This window comes from Thalassotalea algicola (assembly GCF_012932965.1).
In the GTDB taxonomy this organism is placed as follows: domain Bacteria; phylum Pseudomonadota; class Gammaproteobacteria; order Enterobacterales; family Alteromonadaceae; genus Thalassotalea_F; species Thalassotalea_F algicola.
Genome location: NZ_JABBXH010000004.1, coordinates 516992 through 532579, shown reverse-complemented (window position 1 = coordinate 532579; position 15588 = coordinate 516992). Strand labels below are relative to the sequence as shown.

The 15588-nt window shown below is 38.9% G+C and carries 13 protein-coding genes and 2 pseudogenes; 2 read left to right on the top strand and 13 right to left on the bottom strand.

Annotation, left to right across the window (positions count from 1 at the left end):
* The first annotated feature begins 95 nt into the window (after nucleotides 1-95).
* Entirely contained in the window at nucleotides 96-575 is a 480-nt protein-coding gene (locus HII17_RS14535) for a helix-turn-helix domain-containing protein (RefSeq protein ID WP_169076070.1), read from the top strand.
* A complete protein-coding gene (locus HII17_RS14530) occupies nucleotides 575-1894 on the top strand; it encodes a S41 family peptidase (protein ID WP_169076069.1) in 1320 nt (439 codons plus the stop codon). The genes HII17_RS14535 and HII17_RS14530 overlap by 1 nt, the downstream gene beginning before the upstream one ends.
* A gap of 27 nt (nucleotides 1895-1921) precedes the next feature.
* Here HII17_RS14530 and HII17_RS14525 read toward each other — a convergent pair.
* From HII17_RS14525 to HII17_RS14465, 13 genes and pseudogenes are all read right to left on the bottom strand, one after another.
* Nucleotides 1922-2169 (bottom strand): annotated as a pseudogene (locus HII17_RS14525) (endonuclease III); the annotation flags it as partial.
* A 99-nt stretch (nucleotides 2170-2268) separates the two neighbouring features.
* A complete protein-coding gene (locus HII17_RS14520) occupies nucleotides 2269-3354 on the bottom strand; it encodes an alpha/beta hydrolase (RefSeq protein WP_169076068.1) in 1086 nt (361 codons plus the stop codon).
* A gap of 137 nt (nucleotides 3355-3491) precedes the next feature.
* Nucleotides 3492-3740: pseudogene (locus HII17_RS14515) on the bottom strand (endonuclease III); the annotation flags it as partial.
* Nucleotides 3741-3883: 143 nt separating this feature from the next.
* Nucleotides 3884-5152, bottom strand: coding sequence for a serine hydrolase domain-containing protein (locus tag HII17_RS14510; protein ID WP_169076067.1), 1269 nt, complete (start codon nucleotides 5150-5152; stop codon nucleotides 3884-3886).
* A gap of 84 nt (nucleotides 5153-5236) precedes the next feature.
* Nucleotides 5237-6151, bottom strand: coding sequence for a helix-turn-helix domain-containing protein (locus tag HII17_RS14505; RefSeq protein WP_169076066.1), 915 nt, complete (start codon nucleotides 6149-6151; stop codon nucleotides 5237-5239).
* 338 nt (nucleotides 6152-6489) lie between these two features.
* On the bottom strand, nucleotides 6490-7122 hold the full coding sequence (gene nth, locus HII17_RS14500; protein ID WP_169076065.1) for an endonuclease III: 633 nt from the start codon (nucleotides 7120-7122) through the stop codon (nucleotides 6490-6492).
* Nucleotides 7123-7142: 20 nt separating this feature from the next.
* On the bottom strand, nucleotides 7143-7847 hold the full coding sequence (locus HII17_RS14495) for an electron transport complex subunit E (RefSeq protein ID WP_169076064.1): 705 nt from the start codon (nucleotides 7845-7847) through the stop codon (nucleotides 7143-7145).
* Nucleotides 7844-8476 (bottom strand): electron transport complex subunit RsxG, encoded by a 633-nt coding sequence (gene rsxG, locus HII17_RS14490; protein ID WP_169076063.1) that lies wholly within the window; start codon nucleotides 8474-8476, stop codon nucleotides 7844-7846. Before rsxG ends, HII17_RS14495 begins: the two co-directional genes overlap by 4 nt.
* Nucleotides 8476-9537 carry an electron transport complex subunit RsxD gene (rsxD, locus tag HII17_RS14485; protein WP_169076062.1) on the bottom strand — a complete coding sequence of 354 codons (1062 nt, stop codon included), beginning with the start codon at nucleotides 9535-9537 and terminating at the stop codon, nucleotides 8476-8478. Before rsxD ends, rsxG begins: the two co-directional genes overlap by 1 nt.
* 4 nt (nucleotides 9538-9541) lie before the next feature.
* Entirely contained in the window at nucleotides 9542-11959 is a 2418-nt protein-coding gene (gene rsxC / locus HII17_RS14480) for an electron transport complex subunit RsxC (protein WP_169076061.1), read from the bottom strand.
* Between the two features lie 9 nt (nucleotides 11960-11968).
* Nucleotides 11969-12523 (bottom strand): electron transport complex subunit RsxB, encoded by a 555-nt coding sequence (rsxB, locus tag HII17_RS14475; protein WP_169076060.1) that lies wholly within the window; start codon nucleotides 12521-12523, stop codon nucleotides 11969-11971.
* Nucleotides 12523-13104 (bottom strand): electron transport complex subunit RsxA, encoded by a 582-nt coding sequence (gene rsxA, locus HII17_RS14470; RefSeq protein WP_169076059.1) that lies wholly within the window; start codon nucleotides 13102-13104, stop codon nucleotides 12523-12525. The genes rsxB and rsxA overlap by 1 nt, the downstream gene beginning before the upstream one ends.
* Nucleotides 13105-13288: 184 nt before the next feature.
* Nucleotides 13289-15163, bottom strand: coding sequence for an EAL domain-containing protein (locus HII17_RS14465; RefSeq protein WP_169076058.1), 1875 nt, complete (start codon nucleotides 15161-15163; stop codon nucleotides 13289-13291).
* Between the last annotated feature and the right edge of the window lie 425 nt (nucleotides 15164-15588).

The window sequence follows — 15588 nt, the reverse complement described above, 5'->3', positions numbered from 1 at the left end:
CGCCTAATTATTGGGCTATTTGTTATTACTTTATATTGACATAATACAATAAGTGCAATAAATTGCGCAATATGTTGCGCATGTTTGGATGGTTTATGAGTTTAAAAGTGATAGAAACTACTCGAAGAGGATTTACTCCTAAGTTAGCTTTGGATTTTGCCTCTTTAATTGAGAAGCAAGCAAAGCCAGTATATGAAAGGATGGGATTGATAATTCCCGTGATTACTTCATCAACCGTCATCGTTCTAGTCGAGCATGAAAGTGCGTCTCTACTAGATATTGCAAGAACTCTCGACATCCCTCATCAGTTAGCATCACAACGAGTCAAAGCGCTTTTAAAACGAAATGTGATTTGCGCATATAAAGACACGTCCGACAAGAGAAAGACAAACTACCAGTTAACTGAATTTGGAATAGAACAGAGCAATATCCTCATGGACTATTTAGACAAAGCCGACTTTGTCTTTGAAGAGCTAAATAATGAGTTAGGGTTAGACTTGAAGAGTCTCCTAACCTTATTAAATAAGAGCTTTGAAACAAAGACATTAGAACAAAGGGTATTTAGGGATAAATAATGATGAATAAATCGGTTTTATTGTTGTTTGTTAGCGCGCTGTTTAGTCAAGCCTTTGCAGCGGATAACAAGCAAGCTCTGTTGAAAGCGGCTGATGTAATTGAGTCTCAATTTTATTCAGTAAAAGTAGCTCAAAGCTTATCTAACTATGTGCGAGAAAAGGAGTTTTTGAAAAAATATTCTGAGCTTAGCGATAAGCAAGAGTTCGCAGAAAAGATATCACAAGAGCTTCGAACTTTGTCAGGAGACAACCATATAGGCATTGTTTATTCTGAGAGCGATGTAAAACGATATAAATTACGTGAACAAGCTCAGTCGAATAAGCAAGCGGAACAAGAAAACGCTAAAAATTATCAGCGAAAACTCGCAGAATCTAAAGCTGCAAATTTTGGTATTCAGCAAGTCAGAATGCTCGAAGGAAATATCGGGTATATAGAGTTTAGTTATTTTGATGGTTTTGTTGATGAAAGTACTCCTGTCTATGATGCTGCGATGAATTTTCTTGAAAATTCGGAAGTGGTGATCATTGATCTTAGAAGGAACGGTGGAGGCAATAGTCGCATTTTACCTCTAGTTCTAGGGTATTTTTTGGGGCCAGAGCATATTCATTTCGCTGATAAAATAGAACGTTGGAAAAATAAACATACTAAGTTGTTAACAGCAAGCTCTGAAAATGGAGCAAAGCATTTTGACAAGCCACTGTATATTCTGACAAGTGGTACTACTTTTAGTCTGGCAGAACATTTTACTTACCATTTGAAAGCGTTTTCTCGTGCAACCATTGTTGGTGAAAGAACTTACGGTGGTGGAAAAGCCTTTGACCCAGTAGTGTTAAATGATGAGTTTTATTTAAGACTTCCAAGAATTGAAATGAATAACGCAATTACCGGAAAAATGTTTGAAGAAGGTATAGGTATTTCTCCAGACATCGATATAAGTTCAGAACTCGCATTTGATGTTGCCTATTTAGACGCTTTAAAAACGTTAAAAAATCAAAACTCTAACGAAGAGAGTAAAAGCTATTATAACTGGCTATTAAGGGTTTTAGCTGCGAGAGTTAATAGAAGTACTTTGCAGTTCGACTTACCAAGTTTGGCCAGCAATCATAAGTTTGGTGAATTTGTTTTTGAAGCGAAAGCTGGAGAGTTATGGATGTCTTTTCGCGGTTTACCTAAAGTTAAGTTGATTAATTTAGGAAACGGTTATTTTTATGACGATAGATCGATTCAAAGGCAGTTCTTATTCAAAGAGCATAATGGGCAATTAGAATTGCATATATTCAGGCATGGACATCAACCAAAAATCATCGCCGAAAAATAGCAATGTGAGCGCTAGGAGAAATACCTATTAACCAGTTTTATCCTTAAACTCACACAGATCTTCAATAATACAAGAACCGCATTTAGGCTTACGAGCGGTGCAGGTGTAGCGACCATGTAAAATGAGCCAGTGGTGACATCCACTTTAAATTCTTTCGGCACAACCTTTAATAGCTTGTTTTCAACTTCAACTACGTTTTTACCCATGGCAAATTTAGTGCGGTTGGATACGCGGTCTATGTGCGTGTCTACAGCGATTGTAGGCCAGCCAAAAGATAATTAAAGTAGATTGAAAAAGAAGGGCTAATTGACGCTTTTGAAGCACCAGATTAGCGCTAACAATAAACTTAATAGATCCCAAGTTGATTGACTTGACTATTCAACAGTTAAACTTTGTCTATCAATAATAAAGTCAAATGACATTTCGGGTAAGGCTTTGCCGTCTAACGTTGCCGACCAAGCACCATGACCTTCGCCTTCTAAAGTAATAAGTTTATTGTATATTCCCAAGGAGTCATATATTTCTTGTAACTCCAAAGCCTCTTCATAAGGCGTAACGGGGTCATACTGATCGCCATGTGCCATAAATAGTTCGGGGTCGTTACTATCATATTGATATAACCCATAAACTGCTTCGAATACATCTAACTTTAAATTTGAACCCCAAAAATAAACCATGCTTTGTACGTTATAGGTCTCTTCTAAGTTTGTCGTTGAAAGCGTGGGATCGTCGGCAAGAGAAATTTCATCTCTAAAATCCTCTTGGTTTGAAATACCTAATGCAATTGTTGTAATGGCACCTGCTGAGGCTCCACCAACAGTAATAAAATCCGTGTTGATACCATAGGTTTCTGAGTTAGCTACAACCCAACGAAGAGCTGCTTTTGAGTCTCTTTGTGCCATGTACATAGCAATGCTTTGTTCGAACTGTTTTACCGTTTCTGCACCTTGTAGAGCATGCTCTATCCACTCTTGTGGGGCAATTCCATTATAAAAGGTAAATAACTCTTCTCGAGACATGTCTTCTATCGTAATTAATTCCTCTGTTGTTCTATAATCCACGGAAATAAAAACCCAACCTCTTGAAGCATAGTAGCTAGCCATATCGACAATTTCGGGCTTAGTCTTTGTACCACCAGTAAACCCTCCGCCATGAATAAACATAAAAACGGGTCTATTAGTCGAATCATTGCTAGGGTAATAAACATCTAATTTAAGAGGGGTTGCAATAGGTGTTGTGCTTGAGATATTGTGGCTAAGTCCTTCCGCATATATAATATCCTCATCCACAAACGTCAAATAAGTTGATTGTGACTTAACTATTGGCGTAACTTCAATTGGTTCAGGGTCAGGTAAAGAAGGTGGAGAATTATCAGACTTGCTGCTTCCGCCCCCACATCCTGTTAATAGAAAAAATAGAGTAAATAATACAAATAACTCGCTTGTGTTATATAACTTCATTTAAACCTCAAATCAAAGATAACAGCTATAACTATTATCATATATAACGTTTATCTAGCAATTTGGTTGACATGAAGATGTAAATTATTTTGATATTTTTACGAAGGTTAATGTGCCTTATGCGATATAAAATTGAACTAGTCTGTCTTATCCTTAAACTCACACAAGTCTTCAATAATACAAGCACCACACTTGGGTTTTCTTGCGGTACAAACGTAGCGACCATGAAGAATTAGCCAATGGTGAACATCAACTTTAAATTCTTTCGGGACAACTTTTAAAAGTTTTTGTTCTACTTCTACCACGTTTTTACCCATAGCGAATTTAGTGCGGTTGGATACGCGGTCTATGTGCGTGTCCACCGCTATTGTAGGCCAGCCAAAAGATAATTAAGGTAGATGTAGCGGCTGTTCTAATAAATTTGGCTAATGCAGGTAATTGAAAACCTTCACTACTACCCTTAGTTCTTCGTTATGTATTTCATTTTCCGAATTTGTATAACAGCTTGTTTGATAAACCCGTTAAGTAATCATTGTCTTTGATGGTTTTGTTTTTCTATTTCATCAATGAACAGCCTTGCTATCTCATAACTGACACTAGCAAAGTCGGAGAATACGTCGGTTCTGATATTAGCATTAACCGATAATGACAATTGATACTCAGGAATTATCATCAAAAAGCTTTGTGCTCCAGCGGAGACTCCACCATGATGAATAAAGGTTAATGGTGGATAACCTTCGCCTAGGTTTAGAGCATTGATACGCCAGCCAATACCATATTTTTGAGGATTAACTTCGCCATTGTTCGTTTTTTGTGGAGTCCAAAACATGGTACGAGTTTGTTCAGAAATGAAATCATTATTCATAAACCCTTGCCCTAGTTTTACTAAATCTTTTGAAGTGGATACCCAGCCACCTCCAGCTAAGCGGTGACTCAAGTCGATGTCATACCAAGGCTTTAATCGTGTTAGTTGGGTTTTGTCTTGCCAGTAAAACGCAGCCAGTTTATCACTAGTTTGGTTTGGCGTTTCCGTGAAAGTTGCGTTCATAGCAAGCTGGTCAAATACCGCTTGCTGCATATAAGCTTGATAAGACATTTTTGCTTTGCTTTGCATTAATGTGCTGAGTAGCACTGTGCCTAAACTTGAATAACTAAATTTTTCGCCCGGAGCAAATAGCATGTCACTTTCGTCAAACAATGCGATAGCATCAAGAGGGTCTGGAAAGTGTGTTTGAGCGCTTATCGTTTCTAACATGCCTAGCTTTTCGGTGTTATCACCGTAATGCGGAATACCTGCCATATGGGACGCAAGCTGTCTGGCGGTTATATTTGTCCAATTCGGATTAGGAACGACATCAAAGTAGTCTGATAGAGGGCTATCTAAATTAAGTTTGCCACTATCAACCAGTCGCGCAAGACCTGTTGCTGTCATTGCTTTTGACGTGCTACCAATTCTTAGTTGGGTGTCAGTAGTCATCTTTATTTTATTTCTAATGTCCGCCCAACCAACACTACCTGACCAAAGTAGCTTGCCGTTTCGGGCAACCGCTGCGGTATAGCCCGGTGCTGCAACGTTTTGTTGTTGTATCGTTAGTGCTGTTAAAGCCTGATTAGCGGTTTGATTGAAACGGTCGTCTAATACTTCATTTGATGTGGGTTGTTCACTTGGCCAAGCAATGTAGTTAAAGCCTATCATCGGTAACATGCCACGATAAGCTAATCCCTGATATGCGGGCCAACTTATATATAACAGCGGAAGTAATATAAAACTGAATATAATGAATAGTGTTTTTTTCATAACAACTCCTTGAATTAATTAAGGAGTTATTAGATGTGTTTTTTACGATTACGTCTTATTAAAAATAAAAAATGCTGATCATTTTTAAAACTGATCACGATATTTTTTGGGTGTTTGCCCAGTTTTCACTTTAAAAGCACGATTAAATGGTGCAATTGAACCGTAGCCTGCTTCCAGCGCTAAAGTGAGTATCGGCAGGTGCTTTTTGGAGCCATCTTGAAGTTGTTTACACACCCAAGGGATACGGTAGGTATTTAAATAGTGTGAGAAATTACTAAAGCCAAGTTGCTGATTAATCAATTGGCGAAGTTGATGTGGCGGCATATCTAACATTTCTGACAGCCTGCCAATGGTCAGCGCTTGTTGTAATAAAATACCGTCATCCATTAACTTTTGTAACTGAGTGAGTTGCGCAGATTCTATCGTTTCCTTAGTTCTATTTTGTGCTAGGGGAGGATCCAAAGTACTCTCTATGTCTATAGCGGAGGGTTGGGGAGCTTTTGCTGATATCATCTTTGATAAAATGGTAAATACTAATAAAAAAACAATAAAAGCGTTTACTAAACCAAATGTCGAAGTATCTCGAATGTTTTGATATAAGAATTCAAATGAAACGAGTCCTACCATATAGAAGCAACAAAATGCGGTTATTAACAGTCGAGTATTACGACGACGATTGTCTAGATCATCCATATACTCAGATAAACAGAGATAAATAGTCCAAACCAACAACACAATACCAACAGCATGATTAACGTCATGCAATATACTGCGACCATTCAAAATAAAGAATACGTAAACTAGGGTGATTAGCCATATTGCAAGTGGCATTAATAGCCACTTGGGTTGTTCTATTAATTTAAAATTTTTCTCTAATTTGTCTAAAGTGAACCACAGAGCAGCTAATGGGGTTAAATCGGTGGTTAATAATAAAATATTGCGGAAACTGCCGTAATGGTGATTTTCAATGGGGGCCGTTAAGAGAATATATGATATCAAACAGATGATTAGCCCAATTTGAGACAATGGCAGAGAAGGATATTTTTTTACTAAATAAAAGATGGCCAACCCAAGTTGTCCAACAGCACAAAACCTGAAGAATAATTCAATTATTTGAATAGTTGAAAGTGTTATTTGCAATTTTTATTGTCGTTTTAAAGTTAAGGGCTTATTTGTATCTTGCCTGAGTAAAATTAAGAGTTAAAGCGTATTAGATACATAAATAACATCTACCGACAGGGCTAACAAACATCAGTTAATGTTTGTCACTACAGTTTGATTCCGTGCAATATTAAAGGGACATAATACTTGATAGGAACTTTATTGATAAGATAAGGCTATTCAGTCTTATCTTTATACTCACACAAATCTTCAATAATACAGGCACCGCACTTCGGTTTACGTGCGGTACATACATAACGGCCGTGTAGAATTAACCAGTGGTGCACATCGACTTTAAACTCTTTTGGGACAACTTTTAAAAGTTTTTGTTCTACTTCTACCACGTTTTTACCCATAGCGAATTTAGTGCGGTTGGATACGCGGTCAATGTGGGTATCTACGGCAATAGTAGGCCAGCCGAAAGCGGTATTAAGTACTACGTTTGCTGTTTTTCTACCTACACCTGGAAGTGCTTCTAGCGCTTCGCGACTTTCAGGTACTTTGCCACCATGCAAATCGACTAGCATTTGGCAGGTCTTCATGGTGTTTTCAGCTTTAGTGTTAAATAGACCAATAGTTTTTATATAATCTTTTAGCTTATCTAAACCCAAATCTAAAATAGCTTGCGGAGTATTTGCTGCAGCAAATAGTGGGCCTGTTGCTTTATTTACACCGACATCGGTTGCTTGTGCTGAAAGCAATACCGCAATGAGTAATTCAAACGGATTGGAAAAGTTTAACTCCGTTGTCGGGTTTGGGTTATCATCACGCAGGCGCGTTAATATTTCTAAGCGTTTTTCTTTATTCATTTTACTATTATTCTAATTATTTATGACTCAAAGTTAACACGCACACGTTCGATGCTTTGTTCTTCTACTTGGGGTTGATGCTTTGCCGCACGGTCATCAATGGCATTTTTTACTGCGATCAGTAATCCCATAGCAATAAAAGCGCCTGGCGGTAGTATGGCAAGTAAAAATTGACTATCTAATGTTAATACTTCTATACGAAGCGTTTTAGCCCATTCACCTAATAATAAATGGGCGCCGTCAAATAAAGTGCCTTGTCCTAAAACTTCACGCATTGCACCAAGCACGACTAATACTGCAGCAAAACCTATACCCATCATGAGTCCATCGAAAGATGCCTGCTTAATTGGGTTTTTTGAGGCGTAAGCTTCGGCGCGACCAATAATGGCGCAATTGGTTACAATAAGAGGCAGGAAGATACCGAGTGATTGATAAATTCCGTAAGTGTATGCATTCATCAACAATTGTACACAGGTTACAAATGCCGCGATAATTAGTACAAAAATAGGGATACGAATTTCTTTTGGTACCCACTGTCTGATTGCTGACACGGTTGCATTTGAACATACTAATACTAGCAATGTTGCTAAACCAAGTCCTAAAGCGTTTGCCACTGTAGAAGTAACTGCAAGGAGAGGGCAAAGTCCTAATAGTTGTACAAGACCTGGGTTGTTTTTCCACAATCCTTGCCAAGCGAGTTCTTTGTATTCTTCATTTAGCTTCATTCGTCGGCACCACAAATATTGGTTTGTTCAAATAGCGTTGTTTTGTGCTTATTGAAGTATGCGGCTGTGTTTTTAACTGCCTTGACTACAGCTCGAGGAGTGATAGTCGCGCCAGTAAATTGATCAAACATACCGCCATCTTTTTTTACCGCCCAGCGATTACTCAGTAGTTGCTCTAGCGTTTTACCAGAAAAGTCTTTGATCCAATCTGATTTTCTTAGTTCAATTTTATCACCTAATCCAGGTGTCTCTTTGTGTTTAAGAGTGCGAACACCGCTAATAGAACCGTCAACATTAACCGCAACAATTAAGTGGATTTTACCATTGTACCCATCTGGCGCAATGGTAGTAATCGCTGCTGCAATAGGCTGTTCGTTTTTGGTCGCTAGATAGGCTATTTGCTCTTCATTAGCGCCTAATAAAGGATCGTTGACGCTAATGCAGTGTGCTGACATGTCATTGTCGTGAGCATCATCAGGGACAATTGCATGTAGGGTTGATAAAAGCTCTTGCTGTTCTTGTTGCTTAATGCGGCCTTTAGTGAGCTCATAAGTCAAACCAACTACTGCTGTACATGCTATCGCAAATAACGCGAGTATCTTGGCATTCTTTTCTATTGCGATTCTCATTATTTCATCTCAACATTATGGCCGAATGTGCGAGGTCTGGTGTAGACATCAATTAATGGCGCAGCCATATTGCAAAGTAAAACAGCAAAGGCAACAGCATCTGGGTAACCGCCAAAGTTGCGAATTACAAAAACAAGTAAACCAGCTAAAGCACCAAATACCAAACGTCCTTTTACGCTAGTCGCGCCTGATACCGGATCCGTCAGGATGAAAAATGCCCCTAACATTGTTGCGCCCGACATCCAATAAAACATAGTTGAAGGGTTTAAATCTGGGCTAATAAGGTGGGCAATCAACGAACACACAAAAAGGCTTGCAAGAAAACTAAACGGTGCAGCCCAGTGAATAGCACCTTTAGCCAATAAGAATAGTCCACCAATTAAAAAGCCTAAATTGATCCATTCCCAACCTAAAGCAAAGTAGTTACCAAAAACAGGAGAAGAGATTGACTCTGTAACTGTCAGTCCGGTGGTTATTGACGTTTTTAAGGTATCTAGTGGCGTTGCCATGGTGTAGCCGTCAATGTGCGTACGCAATTGTTCGGCCGAGTATCCTAAGCTAGTACTGTCTGTGAAAATCATCCATAAGGTATCAGCAAACGTATATTCAATACTGACTAGTTGCAAAGGCGGTAGCCACGTAGTCATTTCAACCGGAAATGAAATAAGTAACATGACATAAGCAGCCATTGCTGGATTAAAAGGGTTATGTCCTAATCCACCGTATAATTGTTTGACAATGACAATGGCAAAGATTGCACCTATAACAGTAACCCACCATGGGGCAATGGCAGGCATACAAATACCAAGCAGTATCGCTGTTAATATTGCACTACCGTCAAACAATTCTGTTTTTATTGGCTTATTTCTTAAAGAAAGCACTAAAAATTCGCTAAGTAAGGCGGTTACAACGGCAAGAGAAATATGAATGATATTGCCCCATCCAAAAAAATACCACTGAGCAATAATGCCAGGAATAGTGGCGAGAATAACCAAGCGCATCAATGCGGAGGTTTGACTTTGAATATGATTGTGAGGAGAGCTTGCTATCCAGAATGCCATAAGGTTAATTAGACTCTTGTTGTTTCTTTGCTTTAGCTTTCGCTACCGCTGCAGCTATACGCGCTTTTTTCGCTACTGCTTTGTTGTCTTCTTTAGGCAGCTCTTCTTCGTTTGAACTCGCCATGTCTGCTATTGGTTGTGCTTGTTGTTTCTTCGCTTTCGCCTTAGCGATAGCGTTAGCTATACGTTGTTTTTTGTCATCTGGTTCTACAATTATCTCTGTTGTTGTTTCTATAGTTGTTTCTTCAGATTGTAACTCTTCTACCATTGATTCTTTTTCTACGGCAACTTGGGTAACATTCCTTGCAGTCTTTTTAGCCTTTGCTTTTGCAACAGCTGCCGCAACTTTAGCTTTTTTATCGACTTCAGGTTTAGAGCTAGGTTGCTGTTCGTCGTCGCCAACTTCTTTCTGTTGCTTCTTAGCCTTTGCTTTTGCAACAGCTGCTGCGACGTTAGCTTTTTTATCAACTTCAGGTATCGGAGTCGGTTGTTGTTCTTCGGCGCCAATTTCTTTCTGTAACTTCTTCGCTTTCGCTTTGGCAACTGCCGCTGAGACTTTAGCTGATTTTTTTGAATCGTCAGCCTTATTAGTCTCAGAAGTTTCAACGTCTCTTTTTGTGGAATTTGCCTTTTTTGCCTTAGCCTTAGCTATAGCCGCGGCGACCTTGGCGGACTTTCCTGCATCTGTCGATTTTTTTTCGGCTTCAACTTGTTCATCTGGATGAACGCTATTTTCTTCAGGCGATACCGGTTCATTCTGCTGTGCTTTTGCCTTCTTTGCCTTCGCTCTTGCTATAGCTGCGGCTACTTGCGACTTTTGAGTATCTTTTTCTGGTGCAGCTTCTCGAGGGTCTTCAATTACGTCTTTACCTTGAGCTTTCTTAGCTTTAACGCGAGCTAAAGCAGCTGCTACGGCTGATTTAGCCGTGGAGCCTTCACCACTTTTTTCTTCCATTGCTGCACGCCTTGCTTCAGAGGCTTTTCGTTGTTTTTCGATTCGCTCTTTCTTTTCTCTTTCTAAACGAGCTTTTCTCGCTTCAAAACGTGCTTTGGCTTTTTCTGCTTTTAAGTCGAGTAGTTCCTGTTGGCGAATTTCCGCTTTTGCAACACGATAATACTGCACTAAAGGAATATGGCTTGGGCATACAAAAGCACAAGCGCCACAGTCTATACAGTCGAATAAGTTAAGTTCTTTTAGTTTTGCATGATCTTTTGCTTTCGCAGACCACTGCATTTCTTGAGGAAGTAAACGGCTTGGACAAACATCGGCACATTGACCACAGCGTATGCATTCAACTTCTTTATTCTCTAGCGCTAATTCTTTTTCACTAGGTACCAAAACACAGTTGGTTGTTTTTACAATAGGGACATGATCAGATGGAAGTGTAAAGCCCATCATCGGGCCACCCATGATAATCGCTTTTTTGTCCGCTGCCTGAAGGCTTTTACTGAGTGCTACTAAATCTTTGACTGGTGTGCCTATTGCAGCCCAAATATTTTGAGGCTTTTCTAGCCCTTGTCCAGATACCGTAACCACTCGTTTAATTAAAGGCGTGTCATGAATAACGGCTTCAGCAATGGCAAAGCAAGTAGCGACATTTTGCATTACTATACCTTGATGGATTGGTAGGCTGCCGCTAGTAATTTCTTTACCAGTAAGCGCTCTAATTAACTGTTTTTCACCACCGGTAGGGTATTTGGTTGGTAACACACAAATATGTATATCGTTGTATGACTCAGTCGCCTTTTTGAGTGAGGCTATAGCGTCTGGTTTGTTATCTTCGATGCCAATTAATACCATTCTAGGAATTAATAGATGCTTAAGGATATTTACCCCTTGAACAATAGTCGCGCTATGTTCACGCATTAACAAATCATCAGCTGTAATATAGGGCTCGCATTCCGCAGCATTTATGATCAGAAAGTCGATGTTTGGTTTACTGTCAACTTTGATATGTGTAGGAAAGCCAGCACCGCCCATACCGCTAATGCCAGCTTCAGCAATTTTGTGAACTATTTCATTGCGCGCTAAGGTTTTGTAATCGGCGCAAATGTTGCGTTCTCGCCAAGTATCTTTATGGTCTGGCTTTAAAAAAATACAAAGTTCACTTAACCCTGAAGGGTGCGCAATAACTTGCAGTGCAATTTTTTCTATTGTCCCGCTAGTTGGCGCATGCACAGGGACCGCCATCGGTGAACTAGGAGCTGTTAGTGCCTCTCCTTTTAGCACTTGGTCGCCAATATTTACACAGATATCACCTGCAACACCGATATGCTGTTGAATAGGAATAATCAGCATTTCAGGCAAATGTAGTGAGCGAATGGGCTTATTTGTCGTTAAGAATTTTTGCTCAGGTGGGTGAATACCACCATGAAACTTCCAGAACTGATTATTTTCGATACGATTAATAATTGATTGCACGTTATTTACCTAATCAAGTTCTACAACAGGAATTGAGTTTAAGTCCCACTGCCAGTTTTTTGTTGTTTGTTCAATGGGGCGCATTTCAATACAGTCAACGGGGCATGGGGCCACACATAAGTCGCAACCAGTGCATTCGTCAGCTATTATCGTATGCATCTGTTTTCCGGCACCAATAATTGCGTCAACAGGGCAGGCGGCAATACACTTTGTACAACCAATACAATCTTCTTCGATAATAAATGCTACTTTAGGGCGATTATCTTGTTCGTGCGTAGCATCTAATGGCTCTGGTTCAACCCCCATAAGATCGGCAATTTTTTTGATAGTATCTTCGCCGCCGGGGGCACACTTGTTGATTGACTCGCCGTTGGCGACAGCTTCAGCGTAAGGCTTACAACCTGGGTACCCACACTGCCCACATTGCGTCTGAGGAAGAAGAGCGTCTAACTGTTCAACTAACGGGTCGCCTTCTACTTTAAATTTTACTGACGCAAAGCCTAATAATGCGCCAAAAGCAGCAGCAATTAGACCTAATACAAGAATAGCAATTAATGTAGTCATTAAAGTTTCACCAAACCGGTAAAACCCATAAAGGCGAGAGACATTAATCCTGCAGTAATCATTGCAATTGCAGAGCCTTTAAATGGCCCTGGTACATCGGCGTCTGCTAATTTTTCACGCATGGCAGAAAACATGATTAGTACTAAAGAGAAACCAGCGGCAGCGCCAAAGCCATAAACTATTGACTCAAAGAAGTTATGCTGCTCATAAATGTTAAGTAACGCTACACCAAGTACTGCACAATTTGTTGTGATTAGCGGTAAAAATATACCAAGTAAGCGATAGAGATTCGCACTTGTTTTATGGACGACCATTTCAGTAAATTGCACAACAACTGCAATAACAAGAATAAATGCCATGGTCATTAAATATTCAAGACCTAATGGCGCGAGAATATAAGTATTAACTAGGTAGCTTAACATTGAGGCAAGCGTCATCACGAACGTTGTCGCAAAAGACATACCGATGGCCGTTTCTGTTTTCGAAGATACCCCCATAAAGGGGCATAAGCCGAGAAACTGTACTAAGACAAAATTGTTTACTAATACTGTGCCGATAAGCAGCAGCAAATATTCAGTCATAAAACGAGTAAAATTTAGATAAATTCGTCATATTATCCTCGTTTATAATGAAATTAACAACTTATGGATAGTAAGGTTTTACACTTTTTTTGGAAAAACTCATCAATAGTCATTAAATTAAGCCAGAGTAGTAAAAAGCCCGCATAATAGCGGGCTTTTTTTGAATTATTTAATTATGGGCAACTTAAATGGGCTTGGGTTTGCCAATGTAAAAGCCTTGGCATCCATCGATAAACAACCTTTCCAAGGTATGTTTTTCTTCTTGGCTTTCGACACTTTCAGCTAATACGTTAATACTTAACCGGTGAGCAAGGTCGACCATAAGTCGTAAAAAATACTGATTGTTTTTATCGTCATCAATATCACGAGTATATGTGCTGTCCATTTTGATAAAGTCAGGTTTTAAATCACGGAAGAATTTAAATGACGTTAAACCAACGCCAAATCGCTCAACAGTAATACGAGACCCTGCTCTGTGCACCATATCGATAAAGCGCTTGCTGGTTTTTATGTTTTGCTGAAGACCATACTCAGAAATTTCAAATATTATGCGTGGCGCAACATTGGGCTCTCTAAGCAACTTGCGTTCTAGCCAAATTAAAAAATGTTCATCAGATATTGTTCGGGCACTAATATTAATACCAAAGCTTTGCTCTAATAAGTTTTTAGATACAATTTCATTAATTGCCGTTTCTATAATTAATTTATCAACAGCGGCAATCTTATCGAGTTTTTCAGCCATTGCGATAAAGGATGCCGTTGGCAGCATTTCATCGCTCGAATTTAAAAATCGAGCTAGAATTTCATTGTATACTTTACTATTTCTAGCCGTCGGTTGGATTGGCTGAATTAACAGGCTAATTCGTTGATTTTCAATAACGTTATCTATTTCCTGGCGCCAGTTTTGATTACCTTGATTAAAGTCGTTGTTTTTCAGTGCGTCTGCATCTTTTTGCACATACCAAGCATTAGTATGTTGGGTTTGCGCAATACTTATACCTGTGTCAGCTAAAGCTAACAGCTCCCCAAGCGGTTTTGTTTGGTCAAAATAAACCATGCCGGTGTATGCAACAGAGTCTAAGTCAGCACCATTTTGATATTCATTAAAGCGGTTAGTTAAATCGTTGCTGAAGTTTTCTGCTTCTTTTAACGTGACGTTTGGTAATATTGTTGCGAAATCCGAGCTATTGAGCCTAAAAAGTCTGCCTGATTGATATGAAGAAACGGCACCATGAATAAGGTCTGCGACATTTTTGATATAACTATCGCCTTCTTTATAGCCGTGAATTTGATTAACTGTTTGTAACTCACTACACCGTGTTATAACAAGGACGCCGAATTTAACTGAGCTAGTTTTTTCCATGATCGATTCATAAAATTGTACAAATCGATTTCGATTATCAAGATGAGTTAAATGGTCCGTATAGGCTTCTTTTTCTAATACAGAGGAACTCGCAACTTGACCTTCAATTAATTGCTTAATTTCCTTAATACCTTCTTTTAATTCTGGTATTTCGATAATGTCTTCTTTTCCGTTTGTCTCGTCTTGAGCAACAAGTTCTAAATCTTTTTTAATTTGACTGCTTACTAGCGACATAAAGCGGGCATTATTTTTAACGCTCATAGATGTTGCAATTACTATTAACGCAATAATGACGGCTGAAATAGTTAAGATAAGCTTCAAGACAAAGAATGAGTCATCGCTAACGTCTAGTTGAAATTCAATCGTTAGATTTTCAGACTTTAAAGATATTTTTTTAGCTGCAGGTTGGGTAGTAGGGAATACAAAGCCAAGTTTAGGGTTGGTGTAGCTATAAACGCGCTCACCATCAAAAGTATTAATAGATAGTTTTGTATACTTGGCATTTTTTCTAAGTGTATTTGCTAGCTCCTTATGATTACCAAGCTGTTTAGCAATAGCACTTAGCGCTTGCTGGTGTTGTGCTTGCTTTTCTGAAGTTAGGCCAGATAAAAAAACAACGGACAGCATTGTTATAACAATGATAAAAACAATGCCTAATACGGTATTTCTCGCCAACAATTGAGAGAATGTATACATGTTTTAAACCGTTTCCCAAATAAGTAAAAAAATGTTCGCTTTTTTATTTATAACATGAAAGCTGATGCAATTCTAACCTATTGTAAACAATAATAAACTTTTACCCTAAAATGTGTGAAAATGTAAAAATGTTTGACAGTTTGTCTACTAACTTCGTATAAAACCAATCAAGCGCGTAGTTAATTCCTTGATTATCGTTATTTACTTGAGTTTAAGCTTGCTTATCTTATGGGCTGGCTATATAATTCGGCCCATCTAATGAAGCGGCTTGACTGCACTGAGAAATAAGCAGGTTTGTTTATTTTAGTCATGTGGCTTTTTCATCAAATTTATTTGATGAATACAAAGGGCTCAGTGAATAAAAGCCCCTTGTGTTGGGGCTTTTTTGTTTGTCGAAATTAAGACAAACACAGCAAATATTCGCT